This is a genomic window from Nonlabens spongiae, from assembly GCF_002117125.1.
GTDB lineage: Bacteria > Bacteroidota > Bacteroidia > Flavobacteriales > Flavobacteriaceae > Nonlabens > Nonlabens spongiae.
Map to the genome: position 1 here is coordinate 2,132,013 of NZ_CP019344.1, position 19,831 is coordinate 2,151,843.

Annotated in this window: 15 protein-coding genes and 1 tRNA gene; 7 read left to right on the forward strand and 9 right to left on the reverse strand. The window is 42.1% G+C overall.

Annotated elements, in window-relative coordinates; genetic code table 11:
- Positions 1–83: 83 nt before the first annotated feature.
- Positions 84–626, reverse strand: a complete 543-nt coding sequence (locus BST97_RS09830) for a DUF4377 domain-containing protein (protein WP_085767071.1) — start codon at positions 624–626, stop codon at positions 84–86.
- 57 nt (positions 627–683) lie between these two features.
- On the reverse strand, positions 684–2,150 hold the full coding sequence (locus BST97_RS09835; RefSeq protein ID WP_085767072.1) for a sensor histidine kinase: 1,467 nt from the start codon (positions 2,148–2,150) through the stop codon (positions 684–686).
- A 300-nt stretch (positions 2,151–2,450) separates the two neighbouring features.
- On the opposite strand from BST97_RS09835, the gene BST97_RS09840 reads away from it, so the two are divergent.
- Positions 2,451–3,548, forward strand: a complete 1,098-nt coding sequence (locus BST97_RS09840; protein WP_085767073.1) for an aldo/keto reductase — start codon at positions 2,451–2,453, stop codon at positions 3,546–3,548.
- Positions 3,549–3,602: 54 nt separating this feature from the next.
- On the opposite strand, the gene BST97_RS09845 is transcribed toward BST97_RS09840, so the two are convergent.
- Positions 3,603–3,676 (reverse strand) — tRNA-Ala (locus BST97_RS09845).
- Positions 3,677–3,872: 196 nt separating this feature from the next.
- Between BST97_RS09845 and BST97_RS09850 the strand changes: the two genes are divergently transcribed.
- From BST97_RS09850 to BST97_RS09860, 3 genes are all read left to right on the forward strand, one after another.
- Positions 3,873–5,210 (forward strand): MATE family efflux transporter, encoded by a 1,338-nt coding sequence (locus BST97_RS09850; RefSeq protein ID WP_085767074.1) that lies wholly within the window; start codon positions 3,873–3,875, stop codon positions 5,208–5,210.
- 102 nt (positions 5,211–5,312) lie between these two features.
- Complete coding sequence (locus tag BST97_RS09855) at positions 5,313–8,762, forward strand: glycosyltransferase family 117 protein (RefSeq protein ID WP_085767075.1); 3,450 nt, start codon at positions 5,313–5,315, stop codon at positions 8,760–8,762.
- Complete coding sequence (locus tag BST97_RS09860; protein WP_085767076.1) at positions 8,762–9,379, forward strand: polysaccharide deacetylase family protein; 618 nt, start codon at positions 8,762–8,764, stop codon at positions 9,377–9,379. The genes BST97_RS09855 and BST97_RS09860 overlap by 1 nt, the downstream gene beginning before the upstream one ends.
- Positions 9,380–9,604: 225 nt before the next feature.
- Here the strand turns inward: BST97_RS09860 and BST97_RS09865 are convergent, their stop codons facing one another.
- Genes BST97_RS09865 through BST97_RS09870 form a run of 3 tightly spaced genes read right to left on the reverse strand, consistent with a single transcriptional unit; the run spans position 9,605 to position 11,181 of the window.
- Complete coding sequence (locus BST97_RS09865; protein WP_085767077.1) at positions 9,605–9,901, reverse strand: thioredoxin family protein; 297 nt, start codon at positions 9,899–9,901, stop codon at positions 9,605–9,607.
- A gap of 60 nt (positions 9,902–9,961) precedes the next feature.
- The gene (locus tag BST97_RS16325; RefSeq protein WP_317043410.1) at positions 9,962–10,288 is read right to left on the reverse strand and encodes a hypothetical protein; all 327 of its coding nucleotides are present in this window, start codon (positions 10,286–10,288) and stop codon (positions 9,962–9,964) included.
- Positions 10,264–11,181, reverse strand: a complete 918-nt coding sequence (locus BST97_RS09870; protein ID WP_317043411.1) for a metallophosphoesterase — start codon at positions 11,179–11,181, stop codon at positions 10,264–10,266. The genes BST97_RS16325 and BST97_RS09870 overlap by 25 nt, the downstream gene beginning before the upstream one ends.
- A gap of 258 nt (positions 11,182–11,439) precedes the next feature.
- On the opposite strand from BST97_RS09870, the gene polA reads away from it, so the two are divergent.
- Positions 11,440–14,292, forward strand: coding sequence for a DNA polymerase I (gene polA / locus BST97_RS09875; RefSeq protein WP_085767078.1), 2,853 nt, complete (start codon positions 11,440–11,442; stop codon positions 14,290–14,292).
- Positions 14,293–14,358: 66 nt separating this feature from the next.
- On the opposite strand, the gene BST97_RS15815 is transcribed toward polA, so the two are convergent.
- A complete protein-coding gene (locus tag BST97_RS15815) occupies positions 14,359–14,499 on the reverse strand; it encodes a hypothetical protein (RefSeq protein ID WP_157111603.1) in 141 nt (46 codons plus the stop codon).
- Positions 14,500–14,547: 48 nt separating this feature from the next.
- On the opposite strand from BST97_RS15815, the gene BST97_RS09880 reads away from it, so the two are divergent.
- Positions 14,548–14,862 carry a hypothetical protein gene (locus BST97_RS09880; RefSeq protein WP_085767079.1) on the forward strand — a complete coding sequence of 105 codons (315 nt, stop codon included), beginning with the start codon at positions 14,548–14,550 and terminating at the stop codon, positions 14,860–14,862.
- 330 nt (positions 14,863–15,192) lie between these two features.
- The gene (locus BST97_RS09885) at positions 15,193–15,774 is read left to right on the forward strand and encodes a hypothetical protein (RefSeq protein WP_085767080.1); all 582 of its coding nucleotides are present in this window, start codon (positions 15,193–15,195) and stop codon (positions 15,772–15,774) included.
- Between the two features lie 269 nt (positions 15,775–16,043).
- Here the strand turns inward: BST97_RS09885 and BST97_RS09890 are convergent, their stop codons facing one another.
- Positions 16,044–17,615 carry a family 16 glycosylhydrolase gene (locus tag BST97_RS09890; RefSeq protein WP_245833533.1) on the reverse strand — a complete coding sequence of 524 codons (1,572 nt, stop codon included), beginning with the start codon at positions 17,613–17,615 and terminating at the stop codon, positions 16,044–16,046.
- A gap of 149 nt (positions 17,616–17,764) precedes the next feature.
- Positions 17,765–19,795, reverse strand: a complete 2,031-nt coding sequence (locus BST97_RS09895; protein ID WP_245833535.1) for a T9SS type B sorting domain-containing protein — start codon at positions 19,793–19,795, stop codon at positions 17,765–17,767.
- Positions 19,796–19,831: the final 36 nt, after the last annotated feature.

Sequence of the window (19,831 nt, forward strand, 5' to 3'; positions counted from 1 at the left end):
TTTATTCTGTAATCACAATTACAAAGTCTGTTCCGTAAATTTAAAAAGTTATTTGAGGTAGAAAATATCCTTGAGATTTTTAACTATAAGATATCGATCAAAACCACGCCTCCATTACCATCATGTTCAAAAACTCCCACTACTTGAGAATTATTCTGGATCGCCTGCTCCAGTTCATTGCATCTTTGCTGACAATCTAGCGGTATGAAGCTTAAAAAGTTATAGGTACCATCAGTTTCAGAAATAACAAATTCAGTCCCGAAGTCTTTAATCTTCATTTCAAATGTCGTGTTTGCCGGAACTGGCATTTTTGAAACCTCATTTACTAAAATGTATTCAATGGAGGGTGCATCAGCTGGAGGATTCTCAACATTTCTCTTGAGTACTTCAAGCTCGTATACGAATCCCGGTTCAAAGTTAAAACCTGTTATACCTCCATAGAAGATTTGAAATTGATTTGATGCAATCTGATCACCTTCCTGAACTCTGAGCACGGGTACAGGCCCTACTCCCACACCCATCTCGTAATGATGATCGATGATCATATTTACCCTTTCCTCATCCGCAGAATCATCGTTTGAACAAGCCGCTAGGGCCAGTAAAAGCAGAATGGCTAATTTTTTCATAGTTGTATTTTAAAAATAGATGCATCTCGATAAAGATCGTTGCGTGTGTTGTGAAGTTTATTTAGAGACCAGCGGCAAAGTCACACAAAATGTAGTTCCTTCTCCATAAGTAGTCTCCATACCTATCTTACCGTTGTAGTTTTCTACAATCTGTTTTACCATGGCGAGACCCAATCCCATGCCGCTGTTTTTTGTGGTGAACTTGGGCTCAAAGATTTTATTCTCATGATCAGGATGGATACCGGTACCGTTATCTGCCACCTTGAGGAATACAGAGTCTTCATCATGCGTAACTTCAACCAGTATTTCAGGCTGGCTACTTCCAGAGGTTGCTTGTAAAGCGTTTTTGACTAGGTTTGTCACTACTCGTATCAGCTGCGTTCTATCAAAAATCACAAACAGTTCTGTGTCGTCTTCTTTGTAAGAAATGTAGGGCTCGTTAAAAATATCAAGAGCCAGTTTTGTCACCATAGAGACGTTTGTCTCCTCATCTTTTTGCGCTGGCATACTGGCGTATGTAGAAAAAGCACTGGCAATGTTGCTCATAACATCAATCTGCTCGATCAAGGAAGAAGAATATTCTTTGATTTTTTCCTTGGCTTCAGGATCTTCAGGATCAAAACGTCTTTCAAAACTCTGCACGGTAAGCCTCATGGGAGTCAGCGGATTCTTGATCTCGTGAGCGACTTGCTTTGCCATCTCCCGCCAGGCGTGCTCACGTTCATTTGTTGCCAGCAGTACTGCACTCTCTTCCAGCTGATCCACCATGTCATTATAGGATTCCAGCAAACTGTTGATCTCTTCACTCCCAGAACTGTCTATGGTGATATGCTGGTTTCTTTTGGCAATGTTGAGTTCTTTGAGTCGATCGCTTATGCCTCTTATGGATTTAGTAATGTACTTGGATAATACGTAAGCGAGAAATATTGAAAAGACAAACATGAGAATATAAACCAATCCCAGTCGCTGTAAGAACTCCTGGAGTTCATACTCCATAAAATCATCGTTCTCTTGATAGCCCAGCATGAGAATACCTATGTTTTTGAACTGGGCATCCGTTAAATAGGTGTAACTATATCGGTAATTCTCCTCATCCTTATTGACGATGATTTCATAGCGCCTATTATTTGAATCTGTGAGATTTTGAATGGTCTCGGCAGAAATAGTTTTCTCGTGAGGCTGGGTAACAAAAAGTGCACTAGAACTAATCAAGAGGTTTCCCTGCAGATCATAGACATAGACCGGCATACCGTGAATATTGCTCACTTCATAGATTTCGTCTTTGTCTTTAAAAATATTGGCCAGATTCTCGGTTTTCACCTCATAATCGGTTTGGCGCAGGGTATAATAAATACTCTCTTTGATGTTCTGTTCCTTGCGCATCAATCGCTCCTCGTGGTAATCCTTAGTTTGTTCCCTGAATTGATATATACTCATACCAGCAATGAGGATACTTGCCAGCAGGGTAATCAAGATCATGGAAAAAAAGATGCGGTTGCGCAGGCTGTTGCGGTACAGTTTCATGAAACGTAAATGTAGGGATTTCAAGCGATCAATAACTACGCCAGTATATTAACCTAGTAGAGAGTTTGTTTTTGTTTCGCTTTCGCGAAAGCGAGATAAAACTACAAACTGAGCATGACACTGAACTTGCGATTAAATCAGAGTCGAGCCTTGAGTACCTCAGCACTCAGATCACAAACTAAATCAAGCCCTGAGATTCTCCAAGTGTTACTTTGCGATGTAAAAATCGTTACTTCGCTTGCCGAGACAACTCACCATAACTACCTTTAACAGTCAACAAATTCAAATAGAATACTGATAATGAGCATAGATCGCTATTACACCCTTGGAAAAACCGGTTTAAAAGTCAGCCGTTTTGCGTTGGGAACCATGACTTTTGGCAAGGAATGGGGCTGGGGAAACACAAAGGAAGAAGCCCAAAAAATCTTTGATTACTACCTCGACCACGGCGGTAATTTTGTAGATACGGCTGATTTGTACACGGGCGGTACCAGTGAAGAATTTATAGGTGATTTTATGAAAGAGCGCGGCAATCGCGATGAGATTGTGCTTTCCACAAAATTCACCTTCAATACAAGTAAGAATAATGATGTAAATGGCGGCGGTAACTCACGCAAAAACATTCGCCGTACGCTGGAGGAATCTCTAAAACGCCTTAAAACCGATTACATAGATCTGTACATTTTGCATTGCTGGGATCAATTGACTCCAGTGGAAGAAGTAATGCGCACTCTAAATGATCTCGTTACTGAAGGCAAGATTCATCACATAGGATTTTCCAATGTACCTGCCTGGTATGCCTCAAGGGCACAAGCACTTGCAGAAGCTCATAATTACGAGCCTATTTCTGCCTTTCAGTTAGAATACTCTATGATTCAGCGAGAGATTGAGAACGAGTATATCGATTTGGGTCAGTATACAAATGCAGGAATCATGGCGTGGTCACCTCTAGGCGGCGGCCTACTCTCTGGGAAATATAAACCAGGCATAGACGATCAGGATGATGTAGAAGGAAGATTAAAACACATCACCGATAACGGTGGCGAGGTAAGCTCAAAAGATAATGAGCGCAACTGGAACATTGTCAAAGCTTTGCACGAAGTAAGTGAGGAGATCAATCAGCCCATGGCCAGTGTTGCCCTGAATTGGACAGCAAACAAAAACAATGTAGCCAGCGTGATTATAGGTGCCACTAAAATGTCTCAAATTGAGGGCAATATGAAAGCCCTAGATTTTGACATCCCAGCAGAGCTTATGAAAAAACTGGACGATGCCAGCGAAAGAGAAATCAAATATCCCTACACCTTTTTCCAGCCAGAGATGCAAAGCCGCATCACTCCCAATGTAAAAACAGGTCACAAACCACCTAATTATTGGAAGGATGTGCGGGTGGGGTGATCTAAGCATAAAGTATGAATACGAAAAACGCAGCTTTTCAGCTGCGTTTTTTAGTGGAGAATACCGGATTCGAACCGGTCACCTCTTGCCTGCCAGGCAAGCGCTCTAGCCAAATGAGCTAATCCCCCTTTTTATTATTTAATCTAATCAGGTTTCCGGTCACCTTCCCGACCAGGGTCGGGACGCTCTAGCCTCCCGGTAACTATCGGAATGAGCTAATCCCCCAAATTAGAGACGCAAATATATAAGTTTATCATATACTCAAATCAGTTTCTTTTCTAAACCTGATTCTTTTCAAGCTCAAGCATGAACTAAGTTTGCACGATGCCCAAGCAATCCATTACTGTCAAAGATATCTTGAAGCTCGCCATTCCTGCAATTATTGCTGGAATTGCCGAGCCAGTGATCAGCATAACAGATCTCGCAGTCATCGGCAGAATGGAAAATGGTGCTGTAGTGGCTTTATCGGCAGTGGGATTAGTAGGCTCTTTTCTAAGTGCTATTATTTGGACGCTGGCTCAAACCAAAACTTCCATTTCCTCCATTATCTCAAACGCCCTGGGAGAAGACAGGCTCGATTCCACAAAAGAATTGGTGCCGCAAGTTATATGGATCAACATTGTTGCTGGGAGTTTGATTTACCTCATCACCGCTCCCCTAGCCGAATGGATTTTTACACTGTATCAAGCCGAAGGTGATGTTTTAAAACAAGCGGTCACTTATTATCAAATCAGAGCCATAGGTTTCCCCATGACTTTATGTGCTTTTGCACTTTTTGGATTATTCAGAGGGTTGCAGAATACATCTTGGGCGATGACGGCGAGTCTTATAGGAGCCGCCATTAATGTGGTTCTGGATATCATTTTGGTTCACGGTATTCCCGAAATCATTCCAGCAATGGGAATAGAAGGTGCTGCTTACGCCAGTCTCGTAGCGCAATTCAGCCTTATGTGTATTGCCATTTACTTTCTTTATAAAAAGACCGGTTTCTCGTTAGCTCTTAAACTTTGGAAACCTCATGAAAAGCTGGGTAAACACCTTTCCCTTACAGCCAACTTCTTTTTGAGAACAGCGGCCATCAATATTGCGATCTACCTTTCCTACCGGTTTGCTAATGGCTATAGCACCAGCGCAGCAGCAACACATGCTATTTTGATGAACATCTGGTTGTTCTTCTCCTTTTTCATTGACGGCTTTGCAAATGCCGGGAACGCCATAGGCGGTAGACTATTAGGATCGCGAGATGCCGGCGGCTTGAGATACCTCGCCAAAACAACTTTGCTTTATGGCGTGGGCGTTGCTGTTATTTTAAGCCTAGGCTGCTTTGCGCTCTACGATCAGATTCCGCTGTTTTTTACTGATGAAGCACCCGTACTGGAAATGATGAGCGCAACATTTTGGATTGTCATTCTCATGCAACCGGTTAATGCCGTAGCTTTTGTCTATGACGGCATTTTCAAAGGCTGGGGTGAAGCGGTGTATTTACGTAATTTGCTCATTTTCCTTACCATTTTTGTGTTCATTCCTACTATTTACATCGCAGATTATCTGGACTGGAAACTCAAAGCCGTATGGGTGGCCTTCTTTCTCTGGATGGTGGGCAGATCAGCGGTTTTACACTTTAAATTTTACAATAAAGTAAGTGCCATTGAAGAACAATAGCATTGAAAGCTTTTGATCGTTCTCATACGTTAACATACATCTTCTCGTTACTAAAGTTAAGGCATTAAGATTTCTTATTTTCGCCTACGGTAAAGTTTAGAGATGACGATCAACTACGATAAATCAAATAAAATAGTAGGCTGGCTGGTTTTTGCCATAGCCCTAGCCATTTTCTGGAGCACGGTAGAACCTACAACAAGCTACTGGGATGCTGGAGAATACATTGCAACTTCATCGAGTCTGCAAGTAGGACACCCTCCAGGCGCACCACTTTACCAAATGCTGGGCGCTGCATTCAGCGTTTTTGCATTGGAAAAAAGTGACATCGCTTATACCGTAAACCTTTTATCTGTTTTCTCAAGTGCGTTCACGATTTTATTCATGTTCTGGTCGCTCACTTTGCTTCTTAAAAGACACCTTTTAAAAGATCGGGTGGACGATGTAATGATATTGGGATCTGCCGCGATAGGATCGCTCACCTTTGCCGTTACAGACAGTTTTTGGTTCAACGCCGTAGAGGCCGAAGTTTACGCCGCTGCAGCCCTGCTCATGAGTTTAATGTTTTATCTAGGTCTCTTATGGGAACGCGACATGTTCAAACCACGCGGTAACCGCTGGCTCATTTTGATTTCTTTCATCGTGGGACTCTCCTTTGGGGTACACTTCATGGGAATATTGACCATTCCAGCCATAGGACTGCTTTGGTATTTCAAACATTACAAGAAAATTACCCCACTCAATTTCATTGTGGCAAACATAGCCGTGGTCGCGGTGCTGCTCTTTGTATTTAAGCTTCTGCTACCGTACACCTTGGCGATTTTTGGATATCTGGAAGTGTTTTTTGTCAACCAGATTGGTCTTCCTTTCAACTCAGGTACGATCATCGCTTTATTGCTAATTATAGGGTTATTTGTGTTTTTGATCTCGCTTTCGCGAAAGCGTAACAAACCACTACTCAACACCATAACAATCTGCACCATGTTTGTGTTAATAGGCTTCTCTTCATGGGTGATGTTACCCATACGTGCCAATGCCGGAACGCCGATCAACGAGAACAATCCTAACGATGCCCGTGCCCTATTAGCTTATTTCAACAGGGAGCAATACCCGCAACCAGCGCTGTTTTACGGGAAAGCTTTCACAGACATTTATGCAGGTCTCAACCCTGACGACCCGCTTACAGATGATAATGAATCCTACCGTGATGAAGCGCCCAAATATGAGCGTGATTACGAAAAAGGTAAGTATATCATCGTCAACAATTACAAGGATGCGCTTCAAAACACGCACGAAGATCACGAGGGCTTTCTCCCCAGAATGACAGATGGCTCCCGCGCTGAAAATTACGTGCGTTTTATGGGTGGTCTGGATTATACGATCGACCCAGAAATGGAGACGAATCCTGAGCTGCTAGGCATACTGGACGACTACCAGCGACAGTTTGAGCGTGATCGCATCGAAGCTTCTGAGTACATAGAAGTATTGAGTTATCTAGAGCAAGAAGGTGCGATTACGATTAATAAACCCTCATTTGCCCAAAACATGCGTTACCTGTTCCAGTACCAGATCAGCTACATGTATATGAGGTATTTTATGTGGAATTTTGTGGGTAGGCAAAACGACATTCAAGGTGAGTGGGATCGCTATAATGGCAACTGGTTGAGTGGAATCACTCCCGTAGATTCTATGTTTTTGGGAACTCAAGAAGATCTGAGTGATGACATGCTTAACAATAAAGGTCGCAACACCTACTTTTTCCTACCGCTTATTCTTGGATTAATAGGCGTACTCTTCCATTTCAAAAAAGATCCTAAATCATTTTACGTTACACTCGTGCTATTTCTATTCACGGGACTCGCGATCATTTTTTACCTGAATCAAAGCATGTTCCAGGTACGGGAACGTGATTATGCTTATGTGGGTTCTTTCTTAGTTTTCAGTATGTGGATAGGAATGGGCGTGTATTGGATCTATGAGATTTTGAGGGATACGTTTAAAAAGAAGCCCGAGGCGGACGCTTCGACTCCGCTCAGCGACCTAACAGTCCAATCAAGACCAGCACAAATCATAGCACTAGCCGTTTGTTTTGCTGCTTCACCGCTATTGATGGGATATCAAAACTGGGACGACCACGACCGATCTGAAAAGTATACAGCCCTGGCAAGTGCCAAAAAATACTTGGACAGCTGCCTGCCCAACTCGCTCATCTTCACCATAGGAGATAATGATACGTTCCCGCTCTGGTATGCACAAGAAGTAGAAGGCTACCGTACCGATGTGCGTGTGGTTTGTACCTCGCTCTTGAGCACGGACTGGTACATGGATGATATGAAAAAACAGGCCTGGGACAGCGAGCCTGTTCCTAGCACCATGACGCACGACCAGTACACCTACGGAACAAGAGACGCGCTGATTTTCCCTGGTAAGGAAAGACTTCAGGACATTGTAAAAAGAGCTGGATCTAATTATCAGGTTCCAGACACGGTAGATCTTGAATCTTGGATGAATTGGGTCAAGAGTGAAAAAGAGTTTACTAAAGGTTATTTTGCCAGCAACGGATATCCTGACTACACTTTCCCTTCTAAGCATATACGTATTCCCGTAGACAAAGAGGCGGTACTTAAAAATGGTGTGGTTGCTCAAAAAGATGCTGATCAGATCGTTGATGAAATCGTAATTACCATCAACAGCAGCATCGTTTACAAGAACCGCATGTTTATGCTGGACATCATCAACGCTAACAACTGGGAGCGTCCTATCTACTTTTCGGGAGGTGCTTTTGGAGATGATGATTACATCTGGATGAAGGATTATTTACAGATGGACGGTTGCGCATACCGTCTTGTTCCTATCAAAACAGAACCAGAAGATCCACGTGACCCGTTTGACATGGGTAGGATTGATCCAGAATACAGCTATGATGTAATCATGAACTGGGATTGGGGTAATGGCGGTAGTCCAGATATTTACCATGACACCGAGACGCGTCGTAACAGTGTAGGTTACCGAAGTAACATCACCCGAGTCGCTGAAGCCTTGACTAAAATTGGCGAATTCAAAAAAGCTGAAAATCTTCTCGATCTGGGAATGGAAAAAATGCCATTGGACTACTATGGCCATTATTCCATGATTGAGCCATTCGTTTCTGGATATTACGAAGTAGATAAGAAAGAGAAGGCTCGTGAGTTATTGACCGCAGTCATCGCAAAATACACTGATGAACTTGATCATTATAAAGCACTGACTTTAGAGGAGCAAATAGAATCCCGCATGGAGTTGCAAGCGGCTGTGGTGCGCTACAACAGTCTCGTGGAGACGGCTGTTTTTTATCAAGATCAAGAAATGCTCGACAAGCATGTGGAAACTTATAACAATTATGTGAGGGCTTTCCCTAGATTTTTTGATCAAGACTTTTTGATTGCGACCGGCGCTCCGGGAGAGCAATTTCCAGATAGCACTGCCGAAATGGAACTGCGCCAGTTACTGGAAAGTGACATCGATAATCTAGATGCACCAGAAGTGATTGATACTAGTGCCTTAAATAATGATTGATGCGCTGGTATCCAGATCGCATACCGCACTGGATTCCCAAGGTATTTAAAGGGCTGACTTGGCATAAAAGCCGGGCTAGAAAAGAGATTTACCTCACCTTTGATGATGGACCTACACCAATAGTTACAGATAAAGTCCTTGAAATTTTGCGTGATTACGGCGTTAAGGCAACTTTTTTTTGCATCGGCGACTGTGTGAAGAGGCATCCTGATATTTATCAGCGGCTTTTAGATCAAGGACATCGTGTGGGGAACCATACCTTCAATCACCTGAATGCATGGAAAACAAGTTGGCAAGAGTACTTAGATAATACAGGTCAAGCTGCGCAGTTGATCTCTTCAAACTTGTTTCGACCTCCTTATGGTAAGATCACTTCCAGTGTGGTCAAGAAATTAAAATCTAAAGGATATAAAGTCGTAATGTGGGATGTTTTATCAGGTGATTTTGATACGTCTCGATCTGCATCAAGTTGTTTAGAAAACCTCAAAAAAAATACTCGTAACGGAAGTATTGTAGTATTTCACGATAGTGAAAAAGCTCAAGAGCGGTTGCTGGAGATCTTGCCGGAGTATTTGGAGTTTTTGAAGATCAAGGAAATAACTTGTACAACATTTTGATCAGACGCTTACATTTTAGAATTTTCTAGTCTCCTTTCTTTAAGTAAGGGCACTTAAGTCTGCCCTTACAGACGCGGTGTATATATTATCCTGCGCTTGAAAACCTAAAACATCAGCTATTTGAACATTCAAATTAGGTGATCAACTATCAACTATACACTGAACAATTTGGATTAGATAATACGCTGATCAAGAAGCTACTTGATATAAGTAAAACGCTTGCTCTTACTTATACTGCTGCAACACCTGAACCAGGGTATTCACATCTTGCCTACCGCTCTTGCGCCATTTCATCTCGCCGTTCTTATAAAGAATGAACGTAGGCAGTCCTTTAATGCGTAGGGCTTCGGTGATTTCAGGATTTTTGTCGACGTCTATTCTAATGACCTTGGCGTCCTCTCCTATCACTGCAGCAACATCTTTGACGATGGGTTGCATAGAAATGGAGTCCTCATTCCAACTTGTAAAAAAATTGAATAACACCGGCACTTCTACACTGATAAGCTCACCAAACTTTGACATGACCTAGAAGATTTACGTAAATGTAGCTAAAAATCTCTAATAATCAATGGGTTGAAAAAATCATCCCTTCTTCAAAGTAATCACCGTAATTTCTGGCCAAATACCTGCTCGACCTTTATATCCCAAAAATCCAAAACCTCGATTTACGTTTAGAAAGCGCCCGTATTCCTTATAGATACCAGCCCATTTTTTATACACAAACCAGGCTGGACTTAACTTGATAAAACCTGGAATTTCTACGCCAAATTGCATACCGTGTGTATGACCGCTCAAAGTCAAGTGATAATTGAGATCGCGTTCCTTCACCTGCAAATCCCAGTGCGTCGGGTCGTGGCTCATCAACACCTTGAAATCCTTTTTAGTTAAACCCTGCGAAGCTTTATCCAAATCTCCGTATTTAGGAAAGCGACCGCCCCCCAGTTTTGAACCCCTACGATGGAAATAGAATCGGCACCGCGGGTGATCTTTTCATTCTCATCCAGCAATAAGCGCCAGCCCATCCCTTTCTGAATGTCAAAAAGTTCTTGAAGGTTGGCTTTTTTGGCGGCTGGAGTTTCCCAACTCACATAGTCTCCATAATCGTGATTTCCCAAAACAGAAAATACGCCATCGGGAGCTTTCAGCTTCCCAAAAACTTCCTCCCAGCCGTACATCTCACTCGACATATTATTTACCAGATCACCTGTAAACAGAATCGCGTCACTTTGCTGCTCATTAGCAAGGTTTATGGCATATTCCACCTCTTCTTTATTCTCAAAACTCCCCACATGGATATCACTGAGTTGGGTGATTTTATAACCGTCAAAGGCTTCTGGTAAATCTGCAAACGTCAGCTCATAACTCCTGACTTGGTAGTTGAATTTCCCGCGCCAGGCTCCGTAGAGAATTGCCCCAAAAGGCAGCGCAGCTACCGCAAGACCTACTTTGGCGATGAAAGATCTCCTACCGGGCAAGAATGACTCATCAAGTTCCCGCTTTCGCGAAAGCGAGATAAAAACACCTTTAATGAACCGGTAAATATCTTCTCCAAACATGAAGAGAAAAAAGACCAGCTTGAGGACAAAAAATGCCAAAAAGAGCGTCACGGCAAAATCCCTCGCACTAGAAACTGCAGAACGATCTGAGTTAATGGCAAACTGAATGATGAGGTTTGAGATGACCAGAAGCGACACCACTGGATACGCCCATTTCCACCAGTGCCCTCGAGACAACACGCGCACCAGTTGAAATGCATAAATCTCCAGTGCCAAAAAGATGACTAAAGCTATAATCCAACGCATGCGGCGAAATTAAATGCAACTTGAGCTTAAAATGTTGCTAATGTGTTAAGAAATAATACATCTTGTCGTGCTGGACAAATATAGTGCGTTCCGTACAGCGGTCGGGACAGCGTCTCATTGATCGGGACGTAAAGATCGACAAAGCTCTAACCAATCATATAGAGACTCTGAACACCTTATTCTTCGGTTTCAGAGTGACAGATTTGAAGTTCAGAGTGCCAAACATACCCTATCTTTAACCTCCTTAAAATTTTTCACGTGACTAACGACGGAACTGACGACAAGAGACTTTTTTTACTGGATGCCTATGCGCTGATTTTCAGAGGTTATTACGCCCTGATAAAAAATCCGCGTATTAATAGTAAAGGCATGGATACGAGTGCGATTATGGGCTTTACTAATTCGCTCTTTGATGTGATACGCCGTGAAAAACCTGAGTACCTCGCCGTTGCTTTTGACAAAGAAGGAAGTGCTGAGCGTACAGAGCTTTATGAAGATTACAAAGCAAATCGCGACGAGACTCCAGAAGCCATACGCATCGCTATTCCCTACATTCAAAAAATTCTGAAAGCCATGCATATTCCCATCGTGGAGATTGCCGGTGTCGAGGCAGATGATTTGATAGGGACACTTTCTAAACAAGCCGAGAAGGAAGGCTTTACCGTGTACATGGTCACGCCAGACAAAGATTACGCACAGCTCGTTTCAGAAAATATTTTCATGTACCGCCCGGCTCGTATGGGTAACGGTATCGAGATTTGGGGAATTCCTGAAGTTCAAAAGCGTTTTGAGGTGGAGCGTCCTGAACAGGTAATCGACTATCTGGGAATGATGGGTGACGCGAGCGATAACATTCCTGGTTTACCCGGTGTGGGCGATAAGACGGCCAAAAAATTTCTCAAGCAATTTGGCTCCATGGAAGGCTTGCTGGACAATACCGATCAGCTCAAGGGTAAGCTGAAGGAAAAAGTTATCGCCAATGCTGAGCTCGGACGCCTTTCCAAACAACTGGCAACTATAAAACTGGATTGCGATGTGCAATTCAATGCTAAAAACTACACCCTGGACGATCCAGATGTGGAACAGGTTCACGAGGTTTTTGACGAATTGGAATTCCGACGTGCTAAGGAAACCATGGCAAAAATTTTTGCTCCTGACGGTGTTCCTGGGGTTAATTATAAAGAGGCTTCGAGTGCCTCATCCTCCAGTTCAAGTTCAGATTCAAATTCAGACGGTCAATTTTCACTTTTTGATACACCGGGATCGGGAACCGCTGCAGAAGCTGATGCTACAGGAAGAAAAACGCTAGCAACTACAGATCATTTGTATCAAATCGTGGAAGAAGGACTGGGTATGAGCTTGTTCCTCAAAAAACTCATGCAGCAAAAAAGCGTGTGTTTTGATACCGAGACGACCAGTCTGGATCCACTAGTGGCAGAGCTGGTCGGGATCGCATTTTCATGGGAAGCGGGAAAAGGTTTTTATTTGCCGTTTCCAGAAGAGCGAGACAAAGCTCAGGAAATCGTAAATCAGTTGAAACCATTTTTTGAAAGTAACGAGATTGAGAAAATCGGTCAGAATTTGAAGTACGACATCAAGGTCTTGGACAAATATGACGTTGAGGTCGCGGCGCCGGCGTTTGACACTATGCTCGCGCACTATCTCATCAATCCAGACATGAGGCACAACATGGACGTGCTTGCGGAGACCTACCTCAACTATACACCGCAATCCATAACGGAATTGATCAGTAAGAAAGGTAAGAACCAAAAATCCATGCGCGACGTGGAACTGGAAAAGCAGAAAGAATATGCGGTGGAGGATGCCGATATCACACTCCAACTCAAACAGTATTTTGTCAAAGAACTCGACTCTGCCGGAACTAACAAGCTCTTTACCGAGATCGAGATGCCACTAGTTCAGGTGCTGGCAGATATGGAAATAGAGGGTATCAATCTGGATGAGGATTATCTGGGTACGCTTTCGCGAAAGCTAACAGAAGACATCGCTCAACTAGAAGAAAATATTTATAAAGAAGCCGGCGAGGAGTTCAACATAGGATCGCCGAAGCAGCTGGGAGAAATTTTGTTCGGTAAGTTGAAGCTGGTGGACAAGCCTAAAAAAACCAAGACCGGTCAATATTCTACCGCTGAGGATGTGTTGAGTTATCTGGCTGCTAACCATCAAATCATCGCTGATGTTCTCGAATACCGCGGACTGACAAAATTGCAATCGACTTATGTGGATGCTCTGCCCAATCAGGTGAATCCAAAGACGCAGCGTATTCATACCAATTATATGCAAACGGTGGCGGCGACAGGCCGCTTGAGCTCAACCGATCCCAATTTGCAAAACATCCCGATACGTACCGAGCGCGGGAGACAAGTGCGTAATGCCTTCATCCCTCGCGATGAAAACTACACCTTAATGGCTGCCGATTACAGCCAGATTGAGTTGCGTATAATCGCTGCATTAAGCGAGGAAGAAAACATGATCGCTGCCTTTAAAAATGGCGAGGACATTCACGCTTCTACCGCTGCACGCGTTTTTAATGTAGACATAGAGAAAGTGACCCGAGAGCAGCGTAGCAATGCCAAAACGGTGAACTTTGGGATCATTTATGGGGTTAGTGCTTTTGGACTGAGCAATCAAACCGATCTGGATCGCAGCGAGGCCAAAGAACTGATCGACACCTATTATAAAACCTACCCAAAACTGCGCGCCTACATGGACGACCAAGTGGCTTTCGCGCGTGAGAATGGTTATGTAGAAACGGTTTTGGGAAGGCGTCGCTATTTAAAAGACATCAATTCATCTAACAATGTCGTGCGAGGCGCAGCCGAGCGCAACGCTGTCAACGCTCCCATTCAAGGGAGCGCGGCCGATATCATCAAAATCGCGATGATTAACATTCACGAAAAGTTCAAAGAATTGAACTGCAAGTCAAAAATGTTGCTGCAGGTTCATGATGAATTGGTTTTTGACATCCACAATGATGAGCTGGAAGACATGAAAAAACTGATCCAAGACGAGATGCAAAATGCTTATAAATTAAGTGTGCCGCTTGATGTGGAAGTAGGCGTAGGGATGAACTGGTTAGAGGCGCATTGAGTTAGTTTTCGGTTGTCAGTTGTCAGTTGTCAGTTGTCAGTTGTCAGTAAGGAAGTTTATCAATTTCTACTTATCTCCCTCTCCTTTGGAGAGGGCTGGGATGAGGAAAATGGTTGCAAAACGCCTACAAGTTAAGTGTGCCCACTGGATGATGAAGTGGGTGTAGATTAGAATATAATCAGTCCAGTATAAATGGAGAGTTTGCATCAAATTTTATTTAAAAATTAGGCTCAAACTATTTAAATAAATCTCGGCATGACGGATGAAAGAATTGATTTCAACTCATATAAGGTTGAGGTAATAAAAATGCTTCGCTTGGTAAAAGCGAAAGAAAAAAATATCAAAAGACTTCTGATGATAAAAGACAAAGTTTCATTTGATCATCTCCTACTTAATTCGATAAGAAAGAAAAAACTTGATCGACTGAGAAGTAAAGGACTTATTATTCAGGTCCTAGACTCAAAATCAAAGGGTAAGATAAAGTCTAAAAATAGGTATTCAAAAGAGTTTTATGATGAGACCCAAAATTCTGTAATGCCAATTTATACACCGATGGGAAATAAAAGATAAAATCTTTCTACGATAGAGAGACATCACTATCCATTATTGAATACACCTTGCAAGTACAGGCCTTTTTATTGCTTTTCAAAATCGCAAATTAGATGACATGAAAAAACTGATCCAAGATGGGATGCCATACGCCTACAAAATGGAAGTGCCGCTGGATGTGTAAGTAGGAGTGGGTCAGAACTGGTTAGAGGTGCATTAGATAGAATTTACGAGAATAAATATTGAGATAATGGCTTCACGTTAAAGTCAAAACTAATTTTAGAAGCTTTATCTGAAAAAAGTTATTGGAATGGGCAAGAAAGCATTTATCACGGTTAAATACTGACTAATATGTTAAAAGACGAGATTGATGAGATCAATAATAATATCCAAACTCAAATTATTATGAGTTATTCATTTTATAAAGGAATGGATAGTAGAAAAAATTTTAGGTACAAGTCTATAGTCGAAACAAATCTTTACGTAATGACAATTCAATCTGATTTAGTTAATGCTGTTGTTGGGTTAACAAACTCAAATACTGAAATTCAAATGAAATTTTATGCACGAGCGTTATCAGTTATACTTTACGAATATCTGAAAGATTTAAGTTCAATTCTCGGCAAAGAATTGATCGACAATCTCAAAGCTATCGGGTTCTTAGACCCAATCGAAGGCATAAAAAAATTGAATAAAGAGTATAGCAATTTAAGAAAGGCGAGGTCTAAAGAACTTAGAACAATAAGACACAAAACTTTTGCTCATAAAAGTAAAAATAGAATTGAACTCATTGATACTATTTTTAATGTAGATGTAAAATCTATAGAAAACTTAGCATCAGATATCATATTATTAAACGGTAAGTTGACTAGACTGTCTACAAAAATTTTCAAATACATTGGCGATTATCACAGAGAAAATGGAGAGTTGTGATGGCTTACCGCTTGATCCTCATTACTTAAATTCAGATCTATTATAGGGAGGTTGGATAGGATTTTCATGGTTTGAATTTGACATAAAGATACAAACCAAGAAATTTTTAATTTATAGGATCATGGAGTTAGGATTATTTTTGAGTAGCATAGAATACTCTCAAAAACTTAGTAAAGGCAGACTTAAGTCTGCCCTTACTAAGTACTGGCGTAGCAGCTCAAGTAGGAGTTCAGAGAGGTACGTTTCCTTCAAAACAGATTGATAGCGCTTTACCTTTTCACCACCTTACGAGTAACTAGTCGTCCATCAATTTCCAGCTGCAACAAATAAATACCTGAATCTAGAGACTGTAAATCAATCTGTCGATCTACATTTTTTAATTCTAAAACTTGAGTACCAACTAAGTCAAAGAGTGTTGCAGTTTGCACAGGTTCAAGAGACTGAATGTTCAAAACCTCATCAACTGGATTAGGAAATAATTTCACCTCAGATTTAAAATCCTCCTCAATACTCGCCGTGTTTTGATAAACCCTAACGTAATCGATAACCATATCGTCTTCTTGAAAATTGGGATCGATACCACCTGCTATTCCACCCATAGCAACATTCAACAGCATGTATTGATCAGCGTCAAATGGCCAGGTGTTTTGATCTTTTATCGCTGGGTTATATGTATAGAAGGGAACGTCATCTATCAAAAAAGTAATTTGATTAGGCGACCAGTTCATAGAATACACGTAAAAGTTATTTGCTACATCATTTAATACACGCTCTCTAACATTCTGAGTATTTCCAAAACTGCTGGGCGTGTGTAAGGCACTTGAAACATGATTAGTTGCTCCCAGACCGTGTTCCATAATGTCTATTTCACCACAAAATGGCCAATCGACATTACCAAACTGTGGTTGCCAGAACCCACCAGCCTCATTGACATTTTTCCCCAGAGTCCATATCGCAGGCCACGTACCGTCTCCAAATGGTAATTTTGCTCTCACGTCTACTCTACCGTAGGTAAATGCAAACTTGGAATTCAATCGTGCCGATGTGAATTGCTTCGTCTCTCCTTGGTCGGTAAAAGTTTCTCTTTTTGCAACGATATGTAAAAATCCATCTTGCATATAAGAGTTGGTCAAACGGTCTGTATAATGTTGCACCTCACCATTGAACCAGCTACCACCAGCGGGCAGTTGGGTCTGATGGAACCAGTTTGAGGAGTTAATAGGGACTTGAGTGTTAGAGGGAGAGTCAAATTCATCACTCCAAACCAGATCCGTATATTCAATGTCGATGACATTGGGGTCGGTAGGTGTGCTACCATCATCAATGTCATCTACGAGAAAAATTCCAGCTTGATTGAAACTGGGATCAAAGAAAAAGGTTACCCTGCTGTATTCTTCGTCTGCATTGATAGAAGTATTTGTTCCACTTACGATGGCATTGGCAAAATCAAAACTCAGATCGATCCAGCTATTTTGATTTCCAGCTGATATTCCCACGGGAACTTCCACATCTTGTCCCGTGCCCTGTTCCATTTTAAGTAAGATGGTATGAGTAAGATTATCGGTGATGTAAACTCGCATGTTAACGATTTTATTTACATCCAGATCTACGGGTCGTATCAAATCTATAAAGGCACCTTCAAACGGTGCGCCGCCAGAATTTTGGAATCTTCCCACATCATTTGAACCATTTTGAGGATCACTAACCCGTGTAAAATTAGTCCCACTAAAACCAGTAAAAACATCTTGAGTGTCAGAAAAATCAATAGGCATTTGCTGCGCATTCAGTACCTGAGAAAAGCAGAAAACATATAGGAGCAACAGGGTATTCTTAATCATCATAGTCATTTTGACTAAAATAGCCCTAACTACAACGATTGCACTAATTTATGACCTCAACACGAGTATAACATGACATAAGTTTAACGAATAATGCCTATTAGGACGGTAGAGGTTGCTGAGATCTCGCTTTCGCGAAAGCGAGAAACAAATCATCTTTTAAGTGCAAAATACCCCTTGAGTATTTCTTGATCAGGAATTTCTAAGGTAAACCAATAGCTACTGGAAGGCATGGGTTGATTGTTAAATGTACCGTCCCAACCTATTCCCGGACTGGTAAATTGATATAACAACTTGCCGTGACGGTCAAAAATGGTAAGCACCGTTCCTGGAAATTCCTCAATACCTTCAATATTCCAAGTGTCGTTATAACCATCATCATTTGGGGTGAAAAAAGGCTCAAAATCCAAAACCACAAAATCTTGCGTAGTGATTCCGCAACCGTTTTTATCCCTAACATCTACTATATGAGTACCTCTGAAGAGGTTTTCAAAAATATTTTCGTCTTGATAAGGCAACCCGTCAATGCTGAATTCATAGTCTCCCGTCCCTTCTACGACGATGGTCGCATTATTACCACCTGAATTGAATCCATCAGTCAGAATTTCAACGATTGTAGCCGCTTCTGAAGGCTCTACGGTGATGGTCAAGTCAGTAGTACAGCCAAATTCATTAGTAACTGTAACCGTAAAATCACCTGAAGTCGTCACCTGAGTCTGAAAGGCATCAGGCCCTTCGTCGCCATTACTCCACTCATAATAATCAAAACCCTGCTCTACTTCAAGTGTCAATGGCGTGGTAGCGTCCAAGCAAATCCCAATAGGCTCTTGTGGTTCTAGAAATGGTTTGGGATTCAACCGCGCAGATACCTCACCTACGTCGATACAACCGGTCACATTATTCTGGATTACCACGTAAAGCGTTTGAGGTGTTGAACTGATACCGTAGGTTGTTAATCGGTTGATATCATTGGTGCGATCCTGGGGTGTTTCATAATAGAAAACATCATTTACAGATGCATCTTGTCCATCGAGAATTTCTGCATCAAGATCGGCGAGAGGTGCATCAAGGAAATCATCAAAATCGTCATCACAAAATTGCCCTACCGCAGGATCGATGTTAAACACAGGTGGCGGCGCAACTTGATAAGGAAAAGTTACGTAAAACTCGCAACGATCTCCTGTAGGATCGACAAACTTGATCACGTCTTGCTGTAATGTCGTAGTTGCCGTACGATTTGGGTTGATTGGGTTCGCATCTATATAAGCGTCATCAATGGTATTAAAGTACGTCACTTGAAATTGATTGAAATCGGGCTCGATCGCATCCAGGTAATTAGACAGATTTAGTGTTTCAGTCGTCAGGGTGGAGCAAAAGAACTCGGTTTCAGTAGTGAAGTCAACGGCCTCATCATCTACCCTTAGCTCAAATTCCGAGAAGTTGACACAGTCAGAGTCGGTACGCTCTGCTCGAACGTAAATGGTATCGCTATTTGAGTTATTTTGATATAATCCTACGATCTCATTGTCATTGATATTTGCATCATTTTCAGTCTGAAAATATCTTACAATCGTGTTAGGAGTAGCTATAAGGTCAGTATCAAATTGCGTCAGGTCTATATTTGTGATTCCATCGTTAGGCGAGGGGTCATTATCGCAAAATTCTATAAAATCCAGGGGATTGATTTCTGGTGGTGGAGGCAGTTGTGCGCTACCACCCGTACTCATGGTAAAACCTCCATCGCCTATTGCCAGTCCTATAATAATATAATAGGTTTCTCCCGCGATCACGTCCAGCGCTCTCAGAAAACCATCGTTAGCAGGATCATTAGACATAGCTCCAGGACCCTCACTCACCTCTGTGGCGACATCATTTAGTCCCGTGGCACCACTAATTCCTGCAGCGGCTGGATTAATACTGGAACAGCGTATCGCAGCTCCGAGATTTGTACAATCTGTCGTGGGACCAAAAACCGCAAAATCATAATCAGCTTGATCTTGCTCGGGATCTAGGGTGAAGGTAAATTGACCTGTTTGTTCGATCTCGATCTTAAACCACACCTGATCTGCTCTAAAATTATAACAATTGGGCGCAGGATTATTGGGTAAGGTAAACTCATCTACACCTATTCCAGCTGGGTCTATCGCAAGATCTGTATCGCCGCATAAACTTATGGCATTCACGCAATCATTTGGATTCTGTGCGATTAAAAATATTGG